13 protein-coding genes and 2 pseudogenes are annotated in these 20,308 nt (G+C 36.2%); 7 read left to right on the top strand and 8 right to left on the bottom strand.

Annotation, left to right across the window (positions count from 1 at the left end):
* Positions 1 to 196 precede the first annotated feature (196 nt).
* A pseudogene (locus tag LEP1GSC059_RS24875) lies at positions 197 to 247 on the bottom strand (hypothetical protein); the annotation flags it as partial.
* Positions 248 to 908: 661 nt separating this feature from the next.
* On the opposite strand from LEP1GSC059_RS24875, the gene LEP1GSC059_RS10935 reads away from it, so the two are divergent.
* Positions 909 to 2,837 (top strand): DUF1561 domain-containing protein, encoded by a 1,929-nt coding sequence (locus tag LEP1GSC059_RS10935; protein ID WP_020980847.1) that lies wholly within the window; start codon positions 909 to 911, stop codon positions 2,835 to 2,837.
* Between the two features lie 533 nt (positions 2,838 to 3,370).
* On the opposite strand, the pseudogene LEP1GSC059_RS24680 reads toward LEP1GSC059_RS10935, so the two are convergent.
* A pseudogene (locus LEP1GSC059_RS24680) lies at positions 3,371 to 3,544 on the bottom strand (Rpn family recombination-promoting nuclease/putative transposase); the annotation flags it as partial.
* 831 nt (positions 3,545 to 4,375) lie between these two features.
* On the opposite strand from LEP1GSC059_RS24680, the gene LEP1GSC059_RS10925 reads away from it, so the two are divergent.
* Positions 4,376 to 4,576, top strand: coding sequence for an LIC12338 family lipoprotein (locus tag LEP1GSC059_RS10925; RefSeq protein ID WP_017215718.1), 201 nt, complete (start codon positions 4,376 to 4,378; stop codon positions 4,574 to 4,576).
* A 7-nt stretch (positions 4,577 to 4,583) separates the two neighbouring features.
* Positions 4,584 to 5,756: an LIC_12337 family protein gene (locus tag LEP1GSC059_RS10920; protein WP_002180261.1), complete on the top strand. Its 1,173-nt coding sequence runs from the start codon at positions 4,584 to 4,586 to the stop codon at positions 5,754 to 5,756.
* A gap of 526 nt (positions 5,757 to 6,282) precedes the next feature.
* On the opposite strand, the gene LEP1GSC059_RS10915 is transcribed toward LEP1GSC059_RS10920, so the two are convergent.
* The 5 genes from LEP1GSC059_RS10915 to LEP1GSC059_RS10895 all read right to left on the bottom strand — a co-directional run bounded on the left by LEP1GSC059_RS10915 (position 6,283) and on the right by LEP1GSC059_RS10895 (position 11,968).
* On the bottom strand, positions 6,283 to 7,611 hold the full coding sequence (locus LEP1GSC059_RS10915) for a sterol desaturase family protein (RefSeq protein WP_017215717.1): 1,329 nt from the start codon (positions 7,609 to 7,611) through the stop codon (positions 6,283 to 6,285).
* Between the two features lie 582 nt (positions 7,612 to 8,193).
* On the bottom strand, positions 8,194 to 8,520 hold the full coding sequence (locus LEP1GSC059_RS10910) for a hypothetical protein (protein ID WP_017215716.1): 327 nt from the start codon (positions 8,518 to 8,520) through the stop codon (positions 8,194 to 8,196).
* Between the two features lie 189 nt (positions 8,521 to 8,709).
* Complete coding sequence (gene glyA, locus LEP1GSC059_RS10905; RefSeq protein WP_017215715.1) at positions 8,710 to 9,957, bottom strand: serine hydroxymethyltransferase; 1,248 nt, start codon at positions 9,955 to 9,957, stop codon at positions 8,710 to 8,712.
* 39 nt (positions 9,958 to 9,996) lie between these two features.
* Positions 9,997 to 10,845 (bottom strand): lipoate--protein ligase family protein, encoded by an 849-nt coding sequence (locus tag LEP1GSC059_RS10900; RefSeq protein ID WP_002180271.1) that lies wholly within the window; start codon positions 10,843 to 10,845, stop codon positions 9,997 to 9,999.
* 118 nt (positions 10,846 to 10,963) lie between these two features.
* On the bottom strand, positions 10,964 to 11,968 hold the full coding sequence (locus tag LEP1GSC059_RS10895; RefSeq protein WP_017215714.1) for a hypothetical protein: 1,005 nt from the start codon (positions 11,966 to 11,968) through the stop codon (positions 10,964 to 10,966).
* Positions 11,969 to 12,098: 130 nt separating this feature from the next.
* Between LEP1GSC059_RS10895 and LEP1GSC059_RS10890 the strand changes: the two genes are divergently transcribed.
* The 3 genes from LEP1GSC059_RS10890 (at position 12,099) to LEP1GSC059_RS10880 (ending at position 15,371) form a co-directional block, all read left to right on the top strand.
* Positions 12,099 to 13,187 (top strand): endonuclease/exonuclease/phosphatase family protein, encoded by a 1,089-nt coding sequence (locus tag LEP1GSC059_RS10890; protein ID WP_002180260.1) that lies wholly within the window; start codon positions 12,099 to 12,101, stop codon positions 13,185 to 13,187.
* Between the two features lie 569 nt (positions 13,188 to 13,756).
* Positions 13,757 to 14,596 (top strand): isocitrate lyase/PEP mutase family protein, encoded by an 840-nt coding sequence (locus LEP1GSC059_RS10885; RefSeq protein WP_081099857.1) that lies wholly within the window; start codon positions 13,757 to 13,759, stop codon positions 14,594 to 14,596.
* Positions 14,597 to 14,912: 316 nt separating this feature from the next.
* On the top strand, positions 14,913 to 15,371 hold the full coding sequence (locus tag LEP1GSC059_RS10880) for a VOC family protein (RefSeq protein WP_002180270.1): 459 nt from the start codon (positions 14,913 to 14,915) through the stop codon (positions 15,369 to 15,371).
* 354 nt (positions 15,372 to 15,725) lie between these two features.
* Here the strand turns inward: LEP1GSC059_RS10880 and LEP1GSC059_RS10875 are convergent, their stop codons facing one another.
* Positions 15,726 to 17,816, bottom strand: a complete 2,091-nt coding sequence (locus LEP1GSC059_RS10875; RefSeq protein ID WP_002180262.1) for a heterodisulfide reductase-related iron-sulfur binding cluster — start codon at positions 17,814 to 17,816, stop codon at positions 15,726 to 15,728.
* Positions 17,817 to 18,333: 517 nt separating this feature from the next.
* Here LEP1GSC059_RS10875 and LEP1GSC059_RS10870 point away from each other — a divergent pair.
* The gene (locus LEP1GSC059_RS10870; RefSeq protein WP_017215710.1) at positions 18,334 to 20,274 is read left to right on the top strand and encodes a hypothetical protein; all 1,941 of its coding nucleotides are present in this window, start codon (positions 18,334 to 18,336) and stop codon (positions 20,272 to 20,274) included.
* Positions 20,275 to 20,308: the final 34 nt, after the last annotated feature.

Here is a 20,308-nt window from a genome sequence, read left to right as displayed (position 1 = left end):
ATAACAATTTTATAAATAGAAATCTGCGTCAACGCTACAAGTAAACTTTTATAAATAGAGTTGTTGAAGAGTTCAGAATGACAAAATTGCTTCCATCGACCGTTTGTATAAAACAAAAATGGATGGAGAATTCATTTTTTAACAACTCTATTTAATTATTTAAACAACTATTATATTCAAAAAGTATAAATACAAGTTAGTATTCAGATTTGAGGAGGATTTGAAACAATAGATCTGTTTGTTCTTGTCTGAGTTTTTCTGAAGTAAAGCTGGATTTGGAAAGTTATAAACCTAATAATTGATGTGGTAGTGTGGTTTTAAAAAATATGTCTGTTTATTTTTTATTCTGAAAAGTTACTCGAATCAATTGATCGTGGCGATTATTGAATCAAATTTCTGTTTTGCGATCTCTATCAAATTAATAACTCTAATTTATAGAGACTTACTTTTGGTATTTTTTTGTTTAATCTTTCTACTTGAGTAATTGATTTGGATATATAATAGATTACTAAAGTTCTAATGTATGTATATGATAATTTGTGCCTTATTGAATTTTTATTTGATGTATAATTAGATGTGTATAACGTGTATATATTAAATAATTTTTATTAGAATATTCTAAATAATAGAGAATTTCTTATTAAGAATCTAAAAGAACGATAAAAAATAAAAGTGACGTTGCATGTTCCCTTATTCAATTAAGAGACCTGGCTGCTACTTAAACTATAGAATAGAATGATGGAGTTTTATTTCTAAAGGGAGGCTCGTATCAAAATTTATTCTATAAGATTGGTAGTGAACACGTGCAGAATAACTAGTTCGGACAGAGTTCGTTAGGATGTCGTGTTTGTCCTATGTGTTTATGTTGCATACAACGTCTTAATTTTTCAAAAGGATGGAGGTAAAAAATGGGTCGTTGGATCGCCCTAAAGGTAGTTTTGTTAGTTTTGATTGGAATTGGTTTTGAGTATGGGATCAATCATACATCAGTAGATGCCTCATCAAAGAGTGCTTACTCGATAGCTCAAAAGCCTACCGATCAGCCAAAAGATAAACCTATCAGTATCATTGGGTATGGTGAAGAAAAATATTGTTATTCTCCTGTTTTTACCAAAGGTGAAGGTTACGTTTGGATTGACAAGTGTGGAGATAAGACTGCTAAAGCAAGATACGATGTGTTTCAAAGAATTTCTTATTATATTAATAAAACGTGGTTATGTGTTACCGCTCCAGAGGCAGTAATTAAAGGAAATGCAAAATGGGATTATGTAAATCTTAGGCCTTGTGCTATCAATGATCCTTTGCAGAGATGGATCGTAAAAGATAAAGCTTTTTGGACTGCTGATGGAAAATATCGTTTGAAAAATGTGAATTGGTACGCCTATATCACAAAAAAATCCGAGGACAAGTTTGACCATACCTTAGACTCTTCTATGGATGATTGGATTAAAACAGTAGCTACTCCTGGAAACATCAGTATCAAAACTTCCATCGCTTGGAATTCAGGTTGGGGAAATGGAATTTGGAATATAGATATGGCGCCTAGTACCTACTATATTCATTCCAAAGGTTCAAGTAAAAATATTACATCTCTTTACTACAATCCTGAAAGCGGACATATTGCACAGTATGATCCTTCAAGTGGCTTTCTTAGTTGTATGTATTCTAAGATGACAGATAAATATGATTGGAATTGGGTTTACTGGGGATCATGTAGTGACGCGGCTATCAAAAAAGAGAATCCAGCTTATTGGAATGTGTATTTTGTAGCGAATGCAGGAGGGATGATTACAGATTATAAAGGAAATGCTTTAAGGGTTACTAAGGAAGGATCTAATTGGGGAATTGCCTATACAGCTAAACCTTCTTATTTAGAAAAGGATACTACTCATAGTCCTACTTCTTTGTTTAAAGTCGATGTAGATTTACTGAATTGGATACGTTACACAACTAGTAATCTTGGAAAAACAGACCAGTATTGTCCAGCTGGTAAAAAAGAAAGCCGTATCTATAAAAGAATAAAAAGGGAATTACCATCCGATTTCCGACTAAGTGTTGCTTGGATTCAAAGACTTTATGATATAGCTAGATCGGCTACATTTCAATCTGTGAATCCTAGTGCAGCTCCGCAGAGGCATGGGGCATGTGGTGTTTGTATGCTTCATAGTTTCCAAATGATAGCAGAGCTACTGGAATATCATTCTAGAGAACCTCTTACGAGTGGAGGATATTTTTTCGATACGGCCTCTAATAGAGATCCTTTTATTTCGTTTAGTCAACGTTATCCGGAATTGGACAGATTATTGACAAATGTACCTTTAGATTATGCTAATAGAGGTAGGGTGCTTGCATTCGCATCTACTATGATCATGTTGCCTCAGTATGAATGGACGTCTTCATCTCCAATCACTACTCGGTCTGATATGTTATCTCATATTAGATCACTTATCAATTCTCCTCCTGGAAGTATTTGGCTGGGATTAATGAGAAGACGACGTGCAGACGGATCTACTTCGGGGCATGCCGTTCCCATTCTGAGAACCTCACAGGGAATAGTGGTTATTCCAACGAATTCTCCTACGATCTCGTTTAATGATTACATTCAATCTTTAAGACCTACTATGGATCCGAACGAGGTAATGAATCGATTAGAAAATGGAAGGACTCTGACAATACTTACGACTATACAGCCGGTAGGACTTTACGATGTTCCTTTTAGTCTCACGGTTTCTAGTAGAGATTGCTCTGGAGATGGGGAGGACAGAAGGGGTTCAGGCAGATATCCGACTAGTTCATTGATAAATCAATGTTCTGGAGGCAGATGTATTTTGCAGTAAGCCATTGAAGAAAGAAGAACAAACTTTCTGGATGCCTTAACAAAAAGAGCTGTTGACGTAGATAACAATTTTATAAATAGAAATCTGCGTCAACGCTACAAGTAAACTTTTATAAATAGAGTTGTTGAAAAGTTCAGAATAACAAAATTGCTTCCATCGACCGTTTGTATAAAACAAAAATGGATGGAGAATTCATTTTTTAATAACTCTAATATAAAAAGCCGACCTCTATAAAATCAAAAGACAAATATTATAAAAATAAAATATACCTAAAATTGTCGTTTGGAGGATGATTCTATGAATGAAAAGATTTATAGAAATAATAACCGTATTTTCTGCAGTAGCCGCAATAGGTTTCCAATCTAGATTAAAGTTGTTGGATGAATTCATATTAACAAACAATTTTATCCATTTGTTTTAATGAAAAAAACAAAAGAAAATTAATTTTTTAACAACTCTATTCAATTATCTAAACAACTATTATATTCAAAAAGTATAAATACAAGTTAGTATTCAGATTTGAGGAGGATTTAAAACAATAGATCTGTTTGTTCTTGTCTGAGTTTTTCTGAAGTAAAGCTGGATTTGGAAAGTTATAAACCTAATAATTGATGTGGTAGTGTGGTTTTAAAAAATATGTCTGTTTCTTTTTTATTCTGAAAAGTTACTCGAATCAATTGATCGTGTGGATTGTTGACTTCAATCATGGTTATTATTTACTTTAACGTGAATTAACGCGAAGAGGATCGATATATTATGTTTCGACTGTAGGAACAATATGCAATCAATAGAATATTTCTATTTACGATATTACTTCAGGTGCTTTGCAGATTAAGTTGAGAGGTCGGTCACGACTACTCGTGACAGCTGATTCGCCCAAATTTTCCTTAAGTTGAACTTGCATTACTTTAGATTTTTATTGAATCCATTGGATTTTACAGAATTTGAAAACCTAATTGTATTTTATCACATCTGGCTTGAGTTCAATCCAAAACAATTTATTTGGTGTTAGTATTCGATTTACGATTACATTTTAAAAAAACTATCTATTGTTTTGTAACAAATCTAGGTAGTTTTTAAAAAGTTTTAAATTCAAATTTATTAAATAATAGAATCCTGATTGACTGTCGTTGCCGTTTAGGTAATTTTACCGGAATCTATTTTCCAAAGTAGAAATTGCAAGGATAAAACTTTTTAATAAAAAGATCTCAAAAATGAGTTAAAATGAAACATTACTCGGAACTATAATAATAGAGTTCCCCAATATTTTATATTGAAATGGGGTTTTACGATTAAAATTCCCGGTACTCAGTTATAGGAATTGATAGGTCAAAAAACTTTTTTAAGATTGTTTATAAAAAAAATTAAACTTTGTACAAACTTTCAATGGAACTATAGAATAGAAGGTACAAAAATTTGCGTTGTGAGTGGAAGATTCGTCTCAAAATTTATAACGTTCTATTGTTATGGTTTCAGAAAAATGAATGTTCTATTGAAAGTTGAATTTGGAAAAGTAATCGAATTTGAGGGAGATATGTATGAAAATTTTTCATAAATTGTTTTCTGTGGGAATTTTTACAGTTGTATTGATGAACTTTTTGTTTATCGGAGCTTGTAAGAAAAAAGAGAATGACGACGATCAGAATAACGCGATTCTACTTTGGTTAGCAACTAGGCCTTATGTAGAACAAAGTAAGACTGGTTTTTTTATTATCGTTCCGAAAGGCATTGCCGAGTGAGGATTCAATGAAAAGATTACTTTTTATTTTTGCGTTAGTCGCCTTTTTAGGATTGGGACTTAGTTTTCGTTCGGACAGAGTTCCTTTTTTTGTGAGAAAAGATTCTCCTAAACCGTTTCCTGTAAGTTTAGAGTTATTACAACCTTTGAAAGCGAATGCAGATAGTTGGGGATTTGTACGTCAGTCCGCAACTTGGGCCAGGGGAAATTCTCTTTTTATGGATGAATTGATTGCTGGGATTCGAAAAACTTTTCCTGCGGGAAGTACCGCGAATATCACTTTAGCGAATCAGAATTTTAACGGGCAGTCTTATACTCTACGTTTAAAATTGAATTCGGGAGATGTATCATATCAACCGAGTACTTTGGGAAGTGCTGCTTCTTATACGAACTTTTTCGAACTTCGTTCTTCTTCCGATAATCAACCGGCTCTTCAACTTTTTTTCGATGACGATCCTAGAAACTCATCCGGAGATGGGGCCGTGCTTGTATATCAATTGAGTAGACTCGATCCGACTCAATGGGTGGGGGCGACTGCAATTATAGAAAGTTATGTGGTTCAACCGGTGATCACTGGATTTTCAAATCAGGGTTTGATTCAAACCTATTCTTGGAAAGGGTCTTTGGGTGCAGATGCGCTTGGACAAGATGCGGACACGGGTAGGGTAATTTTGGAAGAGATGGATAATCGAACCGTGTTTTGTTTTAAATCTGTTGTGAGTTTTCATGGAACCACCGATCTAGTTCCGATCAATGCGGGAACGCAGTCGCTTGGTTATGGGCATAATCAAGGGCTTTGTCCGGGAGCGGGAAGAGAATATTATAAACTTGCTTATAGTCAAAAATTGGATGGAAGTTTGAACGTGACTGCTAAAGCGGGGTTGGAACAAACCACAATAACTTCCGGGCAGGCGATTACTTGTAATTCGACCGTAAATCAATTTGTGAATTTTGCTCCTGCTTATGGTTTATTTAACTTTAACGGATTTGTTTCGGAAGGAGTTGCGGCGAATGCAATTCCTTCGGACTTCATTCAAGCGACACGAGTGGATGGGTTGTATGATCGAGTTGGAACCGTAGGTAAATCTAGTGCGACTACAAGTCCAGCTGCTTCTAACTGGGATACTTTAACAAAAGCTTATATAGATTCAATTACGATTAGTTTCGCAAACGTTCCTTAGAATTAAGAAAATCAGACCCAGTCCGGGCGGCCCCGGACTGGGCTTTTCAGTTCTGGTCTATAAATTACATGCAGAAAACATTATGCAACATGTCATCATCAATTTCTGTTTTATGAAAACGGTAGATTGAAACAGTTTTGTTAATTTGAACTTTCAACAACTCTCTATTGGATATTTGTTAGTAGTTCAAGGATTCAACTTTTTACAAAACTCAGTATTATAAAAAGTTAATTTTTTGCCAAACTCACGTAAAAGTAAATTCTATATAATAAACTTCTAAAATACCATTTTCTACTCGGAATTATATAATAGAATTGTTGAAAAATTAATTCTCTATCTGCTTATGTTTCATGGAAACGGTAGATTAAAGCAATTTTGCTAATTTTCACTATGAAATTTTTCAACAATTCTAATATAGTTTCCAATATTTCGTATTGAAACAGGGTTTACGATTAAAATTCGCGGTACTTAATTTTATAGAAATTAGTAAAATGTCCTTCAACTTTTAGTCATCTAACAAAAATACTTAAGCGGTTCTTCTAAGAATTTCACCTACCGGGTCGATTTCCTGAGAAAAAGCGAAATAAGTTCTATACGTAATAAACCAAATTGTGGAAATTACACTGAGAGCAAGAGTGCCTAAAGTAATACTCATTTCCGACGAAAGAGCATAAGCGCTTCCTACTAAAATGACTAAACGAATCGGTTCTGCAAAAAGAGCCCAACGTCTTTTTTCTAAGATTCCACCAATTGTCAAAAGAGAAATCAAAGAGACAAAACTAATGACACTTATATTAAACCAAGGAAGGGATTGAACTTTAACGAGCATTCCGAATGTAATTACTACGGAAAGGATAAACCAAACGAGAGAATATAAACTCAAACCTTTAGGAAGGTCTATATCAAATTTACGGAATGTTTTTGTGGAAACTTCAGGAATCGGATATTGACCTCCGAGTTCTTTTGGTCTCCAACCTGGAACTGCAAAAAAGACCTTAAACTTATCCGACCAGCGAGGGCAATTCCAAGCGAGTTCAATCATTTCCCACCAATAATGAAGATTGGCCCAAATCGGATTAAAACTTTGGAGAGGTTTAACGGTTCCGTAAACAGGTTCTTCGGATTCAGGCTCAAAGGTTCCGAACCACTTATCAAAAACGATCAGAGTTCCTCCGTGGTTTTTATCAATATATTTGGGATTAATTCCGTGGTGAACTCTATGATGAGAAGGAGTATTAAAAATTGCTTCGAACCAACGAGGAAGTTTATCTATTGCCTTAGTATGAATCCAGAATTGATAAATAAGATTGAGTTGTCCGTTTAGAAGCATTACGACTGGAGAAAAACCGATCAAAGCCAAAGGAAGATAGAAAACCCAAGTAAAAAGACCGTGAAAACTTGCCTGTCTGAGAGCGACTGTGAGATTGTATTCTTCGCTTTGATGATGCACAACGTGTCCCGCCCAAAGAAAGTTGATCTCGTGACTCAGGCGATGCACCCAGTAATAGGCTAAGTCGTAACCGATAAAACAAAAAATCCAAACTACTACTACAAGAGCCCAGGCCCAAGTATAAGAGCTAAGTCCTAACATTCCATTTGGAAAAATGGAAATGGCTTCGCTTGGCCAAGAAGGAAGATTGAAAATCCTAAAATTTTGATAAACGTAAAAGTAAGCTGCTAAAGTAATGGTTTTAGAAAAAACTCCTACAACCTGGCTAGCGGTTCCTGCAGACAAATCGTTTATGGAATCGTTCAAGCGATAGAGTTTACGTTTGTGATATGCGGAGAATCCAATTTCTAGAAAGATCAGTAAAAAGAAAAATGGAATTGCGATCGTGACAAGATTGATTTCCATAGAGCCATCCCAGTAAGTTCTACTTTAAGTTTATTCTTCTAATTCGTTCAAGGTCAATTCAAAAACATTGTTTAGGAATGATCATTTTAATATCACGATCGTTATATGAAATGTGGATATTCTAATTTCGAATGTCGTGTAACAAATTTTAGGAGATCACCTTAACACTAGTTTGGTGTGAACCCTAAATTTGGACCTGAAAATTTTCACTTACTACTCGATGTATAAAAATAATACTATGCTAACGTGAAGTTCGATGTAAAAAATCAAGGCGAATCGACTTGCTACAGTCAGATTGGGCTAATTGTATATAGGAAACGTTATATAACAATTGTCTTTAGTTTTAATTTATTATAGAGCGCGATCTGTCGAACGACCTGCAGAGTGAGCGACCCATAGGAAGCGATGTATTGAGTTCAGGGAGTGATACGCTTTAGTTTGAAAGAGCGTTCTGCTAAGTTCCCTTTCGTGTTTGTTTAAGAACTATATGGGTGTGGGATTTCCTTTAAAAAAACAATAGTTCTTGAGTTTGATATTATTTTTTGAAAACTTCTACGTCTTTGATAAAATTGATCGTTCATTTTAGTGATCGTTTTTATGTATCCGGGTAGTAAGTCGATATTTTCTAAGATTCAGTCTGTTTTTGATCGTGGCATTTGGATTATCCTCTTCAATTACTTCACCTCGTGAAACCATTGGCGCTACCGATTCAAGCACTCTACCACGATTGTAGAACGAATCTTTCAGACCGATTCGTTTTACAAGTTCCGGTAACGTCAACACACCTCCTGCACTTTCAAGTTCTTGGCGAATCAGCGGTTCGAATTTTTTTCTGCGTCGGTTTGTCACCATCTTATGAATTATCAATTCCCAAACAGACTGAATCATTTTTATAATGATTGGATCCATGATGAACTCGCATTAAAATAGATTTTAATTTTTATGAGAATCGAAAAACTAAACGCTTATTCTTTTAGGATTTTATAGAATTCCCTTGGAATCAGCGTTTTATAGACGGTCCGTGTCAGAAAGATTTTAGTTTTTAGAATCAGTTTTCATTCAAATTTACTTTAGTTCTAACGAACATAAAAAATTGAATCAATCTAAACGAAATTGATTCATAGGAAACTTTTGAGTCATTTCTTGAATGCCACCTTTGACTTTCGTTTTGTTTTTATCATCGTTAGGATGATCTAAAAAGTCGCAGATTAAATTTCCCACAGTTTCCATATCTGTCGGTTTTAGGCCTCGAGTCGTAAGCGCGGGAGTTCCTAGGCGAATTCCAGAAGCGACTGCAGGAGGATTTTTATCAAAAGGAATCGCATTTTTATTTACGGTAACTCCTACCTCATCTAGTCCATCGGCCGCCTGTGCTCCTGTAAGTCCTTTTACGGAAACATCTAAAAGAACCAAATGATTGTCCGTTCCGCCGCTTACTACTCTGTAACCTCTTTTTACGAAAACTTCCGCCAAAGTTTTAGCGTTTGCAAGAACGATTTCAATATATTTTTTATAGTCTGGATGAAGGGCTTCCTGAAACGCCACCGCTTTAGCGGCGATCACGTGCATTAAAGGTCCGCCTTGGATTCCAGGAAAAACACGAGAGTTTAGTACTTTCTCATTTTCTAATGTAGAAAGAATTAAACCTCCTCTTGGACCTCTCAATGTTTTGTGAGTGGTAGTAGTCACAAAATCAAACATACCAATCGGAGAAGGATGATAACCAGTAGCAACAAGACCCGATATATGAGCGATGTCCGCCATCAATTTGGCGCCTACTTCTTTTGCAATTTCCGCAAACTTAGAAAAGTCGATCGTCCTTGCGTAGGCGGAAGCTCCCGCAACGATCAATTTCGGTTTATGTTCTCTGGCGAGTTTTATGATCTCGTCGTAGTTGATGGTTTCAGTTTTTGGATCGACACCATATGGAATTGGTTTATAAATTTTTCCGCTTACATTGACAGGAGAACCGTGAGTTAAGTGACCTCCGTGTGCGAGATTCATTCCTAAAAAAGAATCTCCAGGTTCTAAACAGGCAAGAAAAACGGCCATGTTTGCTTGAGCACCGGAGTGAGGTTGAACGTTTGCGTATTGAGCACCAAAAAGTTTTTTCGCTCTTTCTATGGCGAGTGTTTCCACTACGTCAGCGTTATGACAACCGTTGTAATATCTTTTACCTGGATAACCTTCAGCGTATTTATTTGTAAGTGTAGATGTATAAGCTTCCAGAACGGCTCTGGAAACGAAATTTTCAGAGGCGATCATTTCCAGGTTATTTTCCTGTCTTTCGTCCTCTTTTTTTAACGCTGCGTATATCTCTGGATCTGCTTTTGGAAGAAACTGCATCTGGGCCTTCTTTCTAATAATTCCGAGTAAAAGTCCGATTTAGTCTCTGAAGATAAAATCCATCCTAGAATATTTGTTTTCGAAAAGCAGTTTTGCTTCTTGAAATACAACTTTCTGAAATCGGAGATCACTCTCTGTGCCCATTTTGGAAAGACCCAAGGATTCGGCAAATACATGAGATAGATCCTGGCTAAATTTTACGGTAGAAAAATCTTTCGGAAGAGAGGTTACAAAATCGGAATGTTTTCTATTTTTTCTGTATTCCGGTTCTTCGGGGGGATGTTTGAGGAGTTTAGAAACCCTTTCGATCAGGGAAGGTTTTAAAATTAAGGTTCCATGATGAACGACCGCACCTTTTTTTCGAAACTGAGCGTTGCCTGAAATTTTTTTTTCCAATCCGTTTTGTAATACTGTGAGATCTGATTTTCCACGGAAAGAGGCGTCTAACGTTTGTCTTTTTAATGCTCGTAATACCAAACTTAGAAAATAATCGTAGGATTCTTTTACCTTGTAGAGTTCTGGTTTTACGTCTAAAGAAATAAAAAACGTAAAGTTCAAATTTTCTCTGGGATGATGAACTACGGTTCCGCCTCCGCTTGCCCTTCGTACAATCGATGGAAATTCTTTTGTAAAATTGTTTTGGTCTTCTATTTTAGATTTTAGATCTTCCGACAAAATTTTGGATTCTTGAAAATGTTGTAGTATTTCCGGTAGTATTGTATCTTCCGCTTTTTCGGAAAGCCCGAGTATAATGGAAAATGAATTTTTCCAAATCCTAAGTCCAGCTCCATATCCGGAAGATACTAGATGAAGCCCAATTGCTTCTTCGATTGCAAGGTTAAACGCCGCGGGTCGGAGCGAATTTTGAATGAATGAAAAAGTACGCATCGTAAACGGTTTCTATTTGCAAGTTACAGACTCTTAGATTTTTATGCAATCGGAATGATTCCAATATGGCTGTGGTTCCGACCAGGGGATTTCTGCTAAGATCTTGTTACAACAAACACTAATTCTTCCTAAAAACAAAAATAAAAGAAAGAGTAAAAAGAAATCCTAATATAGCGACTAAACCTAAAAGAGAACGTTCTGTAGACCAGGTTCCGTTTTCTATCTTTCGATTGACTTTTTGTGTTTCCATGTCAAGAATCGGCGCTCCGCCAGAAACCGAAATAGAAACTTCAAATTTAGGAGAAGGATAACTTACCTTAAATGCTTTCATGTCGGAAGGCGCGTCTTCTTGGATTCTTTCTTGTTTAGAGGCACCTATAAAGGAAATTTCCATATCCTGTGGCTTTGAAAAAATGGCTCTAAAACCTTCTTCTTTTTCAGTGAGCATTCTATCTTTGAACGTAACCGTGGAAAGATTACTTGCCGGAATCGTATAAGAAATTTGTAATTCAGAATTTCCTGGAAGAATTGCTCTATCTAACAATTTTCCGTTTGGTCCGTCTCGAAAGGAAAGAGGAATTGGCATTTTAGAATCCCCTTGGGTCAATTGACCTACAACTTCTGTCGCTTCGGAAGGAACAAAAATTTCAAAAGGATTTTGTTCATCCTGAAAACTTTTAGGAGGAATTGTATTATTAGATATTAGAAAAATCTTAAATACTCTCAGAAAGTCTCTTCCTCTGGAAATTTGCATAGCCGATCTGGTTCTTAAAAAAGATTTATCTTTGGTTTTGTCGTAGACTACTATTTCCTGAATTCCGGAACGAAGGACGGGAACCGGAGGGATCATCTTGTTATAATTTACACCAGCATATTTGGCTTGAAGAAGGATTGGAGTTTGATCCGGAACGGAAAGTTTTGGTATAACGAAAGAACCATTGGAAGATCCGATTTCTTTAATGGGGATCATACCTTGTTGAAGTGCAATAACTCTAAGAGATTCTATGTTACCTTCTTTACCGGTCGTACCGTTTTTGATACGGATTTTGAGATCAAGTTCTTCCGAATCAGTTGGTGTTTGTATTAAAAAAAGAAGGAATAAAATCTTAAAGAATGTCTTCATTTTAGGCTTTAGAACCAATTTAATTTTACCCTTTCAAAAAGAAAATCCTTTACACCCGCTTTTCTTTTCCTTAGTTGTATTCTCTTTGAAATGTGCATCTTCCGTTTAGAAAATTCTTAAGGAGATTCCAATGGGTTGGTTGAAAAAAATAACGGCGATATTAGGAATTCTTTTCGGAAGCCTTTTGATTTTGATCTATGTAATCACATATCATCCAGATCAGGCGGAGTCTGCAGAAATTGTATGCAATGAAAATGCCCCAATCTTAAAAGAGAATTCTAAGATCAAAGTGTTGGTCTGGAATGTACAATACCTCGCCGGAAAAAAAAGAATTTTTTGGTATGACCTGCCTAAGGGAGATGGGCCGGACACTGGACCTTCCAGAGAAGAAATTGAAGAAACACTTAAAAAAATAACCGATTACATTCGTTCGGAAGATCCGGATGTGATACTTTTTCAGGAACTTCACGACGGAGCAGAGAATACGTTTCGTGAAGATCAGTTGGAAAGAATTCTTTCTAAGATCAACTCCGCTTATGTTTGTAGAAGTGAGGCCTTTTACTGGAAATCTACTTTTGTTCCACATCCTAAAATTTTAGGAAGTGTAGGTATGAAACTGGCAACGGTTAGTAAATATAAAATTTCTGATGGAATTAGACATTCTTTGCCTCTGATGCCTGCAGATCCTATTTCTACTCAATTCAATTTAAAAAGGGCAATTCTTCAAAACGATTTACCGATCGAAGGTGGGGATAAGTTTACGGTATTGAATACTCATCTAGATGCGTTTTCGCAAGGAACGGACACGATGCATAGACAGGTGGAAACAATTACGGGATTATTAAAAGAACTGGATCTTGCAGGACATTATTGGGTTTTGGGGGGAGATTTTAATCTTCTTCCTCCTGGGTTCGATCGAAAGTCTATGCATCCTAATGGAGCTTTCTTTTATTCGGACGAACAAGAAATAAAACCTCTTTTTGACAGATGGAATTCTGCCGTTCCATTCAAAATTTTGAATGGACCTGAAAAAGAAAAATATTATACATATTATCCAAACGATCCTGCAATTGGAAAGCCGGATAGAACCATCGATTATATATTTTATTCTTCTAATTTGAAACAAACTGGGTATAAAGTAGATCAGAAAGAAATACTTTGGACCGTTTCAGATCATTTTCCTCAGATAGGAATTTATCAAACGACTCATAGGGAGTGAGTAGCTTGAGCAAGTAGCAGTCTCTTAAGAAGTTAGGTTGTAGGCGCGAAACAAAGATGAATGAACCAGTAAATTCAGTTGATTGCAAGTCTAAGAATGTTTGAATATAATAGAGTTGTTGAAAAATTCCATAGTTCAAATCAACAAAACTGCTTCAATCGATCGTTTCCATGAAACGCAAACGGATAGAGATTCATTTTTCAACAATTCTAATTTTAATCTCATCGTGTTCAAACGCTTACGGTTGACAATTTTCTTTTGTTTGGTGAAATTCACTGTTACGACTTCAAAGTCAAAATAGATTTATATGAAATTATCTGTTGATCACTAAACTAACGTGAGTTCGGCATAACAAATGCGAAAGCGATTATTATGCTGCGATCCATAGTGAGCAGCATTGAGTTTGAAAAATTCCGAAGGAATTGGAGCGAAAAGAACTCAGCACAACGCTTTCCTATGGGTCGCGTTGTGGGTCGTGAGCCATTTTAACTATGAAATTTGCGAGCGATTCGCCCCGATTTTCTTACGTTGAACTCACGTTAAACTAAGTCGGGATACTGGAAAGTCTGATGGCTATATCACAAAGTAAAAAAGCTGAGATATTCCGTAATTTGCATGAGCGGGGTACTTTCATTATGCCAAATGCCTGGGATGCGGGAAGTGCGCGTATGTTGGTTGGTTCCGGATTCTCGGCGATTGGAACTACCAGCGCGGGGATCGCTTTTGCTGCTGGTTTACCCGATCACCAGATTCTGGATCGCGACGTTATGCTTGAATGTATTAGAAATATCGTAGCTTCGGTTGATGTTCCAGTAAGCGCAGATTTGGAAAGTGGATATGGAATAGAACCGAATAAAGTTGCTGAAACCGTTAGGCGGGCAATAGAGGTAGGCGTAGTAGGTTGTAATATTGAGGATTTGAGTAGTGATCATTTATTGTTGAATGCCGAGTTGGCTACCGAACGTATTCATTCTGCGCGCCAAGAAGCAAACGCAGCCGGTTTCGCATTTACTCTAACTGCTAGAACTGATACGTTTCTAACGAATCATCCTCACGCTTTAGACGAAACGATTCGTCGAGCCGATATGTACCGCAAAGCAGGCGCAGATTGTATTTTTATTCCGGGAGTCAATGATCTCGAAACGATTGGTAATTTAGTTCGTTCCATCGATTGCCCGCTCAATGTTGTTATGGGACTCGGTAAAAATAATTTCACCAAAGTCGACTTACAGTCTTTAGGCGTAAGACGAATCAGTATCGGGGGAAGTCTTGCCCGCGCTTGTTTTTATTTGATTCGCCAGGCAGCGCTTGAGATGTTCAGCCGGGGCACTTTCAATTTTGCAGAAACACAGCTCACTCATAAAGAACTTTGTGATTTTTTTGCAGCATTTGAGATAAAAGAAAAATGAAATCTTTTGTTGTAAAGATACGCGGTTTATCTAACTCGTCATATTAAAATTACGATATTGAACGGTATAACTCTCAGCTATAAGATAAAAATAAAATGATCCACTTTAAATTTACAAGAACCGAAGTGATTGATCTGTTGAGGAGTAAGCAGATTTCTTTGAAAGATTCTGGCTTTTAGAAAGTTTGATTAATTTTGCATTTACTCATCTTATGATCGTTTTACTTGCTGCGGATCGTTCTAAAGATTGAAGTTGCCAACCCGAACGAAAGGAATTTTTTGGAACAAGATAAGATTGATTCATTGGAAGGAAAATCATGAGACCTTTTAAAATATTAGGAATTCAACAGATTGCGGTAGGCGGAGAAGACAAAAAAAAATTAGAAACGTTTTGGGTGGATATACTTGGACTTGAAAAAACGGGAACGTTTCGAAGCGAAAAAGAGAATGTAGACGAAGATATTCTCAGAATAGGTAAGGGTGCCTATGCCGTTGAAGTAGATATTATGCAGCCGATTGATGTAAATAAAAGCCCGAAAGTACACGAGCCAAAACTCAATCATATAGGACTTTGGGTGGATGATATTCATAAGGCAGTGGAATGGTTGACCGTAAAAGGAATTCGTTTTACTCCGGGTGGGATTCGCAAAGGTGCGGCGGGATACGACGTATGTTTTATTCATCCTAAAGGAAACGAAGAATTTCCGTATTCTTCTGAGGGTGTACTCGTAGAACTTGTACAAGCCCCAGTAGACGTAATTAAGGCGTTGAGCTAAAAATTTAAAACGAAGTCGCTTATAAGTTTCCGTTTTTATTTTTTGCGAATTTTGACGCCGTAGTTATTATGATTTTTAAAATATTTGAATTTTATAATATATTGATTTTTTGTAGATAACGATTTTGTTTGAATGGTCTTATTTTGTGTGGTCGTCGATTCTTTTTTTTGACGTGGATTTGTATGGAGAATTTATGATTTATTAAAATGGATGCGGGAACTCTTACAAAGTTCGAGTGTTAGAACACAAAAAATCAAAAAGCTGGCTATGAAAACCAGCTTTTTGATTAGATTTTTTTGAATCGCCAAAAAATAGATAAACATTTTGGCGAGTATTTTAGTAAATTAGAATTTACTATTGTAGATTATCTGCAACTAACTCTGCGATGTCTTTTACCTTTACTTCTTCTATTTTTCCTTCGTGTTTTACCCCGTCGGTAATCATAGTTACACAGAAAGGACAAGCGGTTGCGATCGTAGTTGCTCCCGTATCTAAAAGTTGTTTTGTTCTCTTTATATTTACTCTGTCATTGTTTTGTTCTTCCATCCACATCTGAGCCCCGCCCGCACCGCAACAAAGCCCTTTTGTGTGATGATCGGATGGTTCAGCCAGTTTGCCACCGGAAACTTTTTTGACTACGTCTCTAGGATTTTCATAGTTATCATTGTAACGACCGATGTAACAAGAATCGTGATAAGTATATTTTCCAGAAGAAGCATCCTCAGCGGTTTTGACGTCCAGTTTTTTCTCTTTGACAAGTTGGTTGATAAACTCTGAGTGATGAACTACTTCAAAGTTTCCTCCAAATTGAGGATATTCATTTTTAATTGTATTGTAACAGTGGGGACAAGCGGTTACTACTTTTTTGACGTTGTATCCGTTCATTGTATCCACGTTTGCTTGTGCCAGAGTTTGGTATAGATATTCGTTACCACCTCTTCTTGCAGAATCACCGGAACAATTTTCTTCAGTCCCAAGAATACCAAATTTAACATCTGCTTTTTGTAGAATTTTTACAAAAGACTTAGCGATATTTTTGTTTCTATCATCAAAAGCGCCTGCACATCCTACCCAATAGAGAACGTCTACATTGGAATCTTCTGCCATGGTTTTAACACCTAGACCTTCCGCCCAATCCGCTCTTGTATGCGCCCCCACGCCCCAAGGATTGGAATTATTTTCCATATTTACGAATGCATTTTGAAGTTCTACGGGGAATTTGGATTCTGCGAGAACCAAATGTCTTCTCATTTCCATGATCGCATTGACTTGATTGTTTCCAACGGGACAAGCTTCTACACAAGCATAACAAGTAGTACAGCCCCAAAGAGCTTCCTCGGAAAGACCTTCATAACTATTGATTACTCCCGTATCTAAGGCTGCTACTTTTTCGGCTGCAACCGTGGCATCTGTTTCTTCTGATCTGATTTTAGCAACCTCAGGCATTTTATCCAAAAGAGCATGTTTGAGATCCGCAATGATTGCTTTTGGATTCAAAACTTTTCCAGTTCTATTGGCAGGGCATTGAACTTGGCAACGGCCACATTCGATACAAGACATTCCGTCTAAAAGATTGGGCCAAGGAAAGTCTTCTACACGATTTACTCCCCAGACTACGTTTTCATCTTCTAAATTGAGTTTGGAAAGGGCGCCTTTAGGAGTGTCCGATTGAAGAAAATAATTAAAAGGAGCAAAGATTAAGTGCGCGTGTTTGGAGGTAGGAACATAAAGCATAAAGGAGAACACAGAAAGAATGTGAACCCACCACATGATTTGAAAAACTATGTCCGCTGTAGAATATTCTACATTCATCGATCTCCAGATGGAACCGATTCCAGCAGCTAAGAAAGAAGCGTTTTCCGTTGGGCTATCATAAACTGCTCCTACGGATTTGGCGCCTTCTCCTAAAAGGGTGGAAATCATCAGAATAGAAATCATTCCAATTACAATTGCGGATGCTGGAGAATGAACATCCAACCCTTTTGCTTTTTGAATCCATCTTCTCCAAGCAAAAAAACCTAAACCGATCAATACTAAAATTGAAACGACTTGAACGATAGACTCATAAGTATGTCCTACACTTTCTCCAAATAAAAAGCCGATTAGAGAAAATTTATATGGATCATCCATTCCATATCCAATCAGGCCCGCGATCATCTGACTTGTTGTATGGATTGTATAAACTACAAAACCATAAAAGATAAAAGCGTGCATGATTCCACGAAGAGGTTCTTTAAAATTCTTTTTTTGAAGAATCACGTTTTGAATAAAACTGTTGATTCGGAAAAACCAGTTCGGATTTTCTAAAAAGTTTTCCGTTCCGGTTGCTTTTCTAGCGCTGAAAATTAACCGAAGGCGGTATAAAATCGCACGAACAAAAACTACATTCGCAATTACGAATAAGACTGTGAAAATGAGATGAAAGGCGATTTGTGAAATTGCCATATGGATCAAGTACCCTTTCTTTTGGATTGATGAATGAATTACAGCGTAGGAATAAAGAACCTACCTGTCGAGGAATTTTCAAAGTAAGGCTTGGGCCTTGTTATGATTGTTGAGTTTCAGTCTCGTTAAAAATAGTCCATTCCCTTTGTTTGTAGAAGATCCGTTTTAACTACAAAAGAATCCGTTAGGTGAGAAATCGGTGATAGGGTTGATCTTATTCTATTGTTGGAATTAAAACCATAAATTGGATTTTGTAGAGTTGAAATAAACATTGTTTTTGAGTTATAAATACTATTTTCTGTGAATTTTTGTTGTTTGGAATTAAAGATTTCTTTTTCTCAGTTTTATTCAACGTGAGTAACAAACTTAAATGCGGACATCAATTATACTGGAAATTCTAAAGGAATCAGAGTAATTGGGGTTCACGGGATCATTGCTTAAGTTTTATTTACCCAGATTTTCAAATGCTAAATTCACATTATTTAAAATTAGAAGTATCTTGCTCTGGAGTTATAAAATGGGGTTTATTTTTCTCATACTAAGTTTCTACGGTTATTTAGTTTTTTTAATTCGTTATAGCAAATGGTCCACAGCAAGTATGCCTTTGTTTATTATATCAACGGGTATAATTGTACTTTTTGCTTCTGGTTTTTTTGATCTTTTGCTGCCAACTTTATGGTGTTTTATAGGTCTTGGGATATGTTTAGGGTTTTTAGGTCTGTATGCCGCGCGCAGAAATTTGATTCAACTGTTAACGAATCTTTTAGAGCCTGGGCCGGTGATCTTTTTTCTTTTAGCATGTTTTTTTTACATTAAGTTATCTGGAGCACAGTTCGAATGGTGGGATGAATTTACACATTGGGGTTTTTCAGCTAAGGAAATGTTTCATTTAAATTCATTTACCAAAGTGAATAGTCCTCTTATGTTTAAGAGTTATCCACCTGGGACTGCATTGTTTCAATATTGGATAACAAAAAGTATAGGTTGGTCCGAAGGAAACGCGTATTGGGCACAATCTTTATTAGTTTTAGCAGCTGCGGTAGCTATTTTAGAAGGATTGATTTGGCGTCAATGGATTCGAATCATTTTGACTTTGAATGTTGTTTTTCTTGCGATTTTTATATTCGGTTACAGTTTACAAAGTCTTTATGTAGATCATATACTTGGATTTTTTTGTGGAGCTTCCGTTATATCTTGCATTCGGTCTAATACTTCGGCACCAATAACAATTGTAAGGTTGCTTCCAATTTTATTCATTTTACCACTTATAAAAGCAGTCGGTTTGATGTTAGGAATTTTTGTCGCGATTATTTTTGTATTTGATCAGATTTTTAAAGAGAGGAATACTTTTTTAGGTAATCAGTCACTTAAGCAAAAACTTATATTCGGTTTTCTTGTAATCCTAATTCTTGCTACACCTATAATTTCAGCTAGGATATGGGGTTGGCACGTAAAAAAGTCTGGTTTTTCTCAGGTATTTGAAACTTCGTTTTCGATTTCTCAGATAAAAAAAAGTTTTTCTTTAACAGAAGCAACTGATCGCGATAAAGAAACGATTTCTACCTTTAAGAAAGCATTTCAAACCTATCAGATAAATCCTGAAAATGTACTTCAAATCTTTTCTAGAAGATTTGTTTTAAAGCTAACTCCTCTTAAATCTTTACTTTTTTTAATGGTTTTTGGTATTGCAGCCATTGTAATAGAAACCAGGCGACAGGAGAGACGTATTGCAATTGTAGGTTTTTTAACCATGTTTTTAGGTTATACTATATATTCATTTGGTCTTCTGCTAATGTATTTATATTCTTTTGGTTCTTATGAAGGAACTAGAGTTGCGTCTTTTACGCGTTATATGGGAATCTTTCTTCTCGCGTGGACTGTAGTAACCTGGGGATTTATGCTTAACACTGGTGAACAGAAAGAAAAGAATTCACCTAAAATTGCTCAGGGTCTTTTAGTTATTTTCATTTTGTTTTTAACTCCTATAAAAGCTGCCTTATTCGCATTTACTAAACCTAAACCGTTACCCGTAAGAATGGAAATTAAGGAAATTCTTTCCAATACGATTCCAAATCTGAAAAGAGGTGAAAGAGTTTATGTAATTTGGCAGAATACAACAGGCTTTGAACCTTGGATTATTTCGTATGAATTATCACCCCGCAATTTTACGAGTGTGGCTAGTTCAGGGTGGTCACTTGGTCGTCCATATTATGAAGGTGATGTTTGGACTAGTGATATACCTCCAAAAACTTGGAGTGAGAATATATTAGTGAATTATGATTTTCTATTATTGGCTTCGGTGGATGAATCTTTCTGGTCTATATATGCTTCCATTTTCAAACCTACTTTAAATCTAAAAAGTAATAAGCTGTTTCGCATAATAAAAAAAGAAAATGGTAAAATTAATCTGGAGGCAGTTGATTTAAATCCTAAAACCGATAATCAAATTATTAACTGATATTACATTGTTTGTATTCGTAGAATTCCTTGTT

The sequence above is a fragment of the Leptospira noguchii serovar Panama str. CZ214 genome, assembly GCF_000306255.2.
GTDB classification, from domain to species: Bacteria; Spirochaetota; Leptospiria; order Leptospirales; family Leptospiraceae; genus Leptospira; species Leptospira noguchii.
Note: the sequence above shows the minus strand (reverse complement) of the source record. Positions and strands in the feature narration are given on the sequence as shown.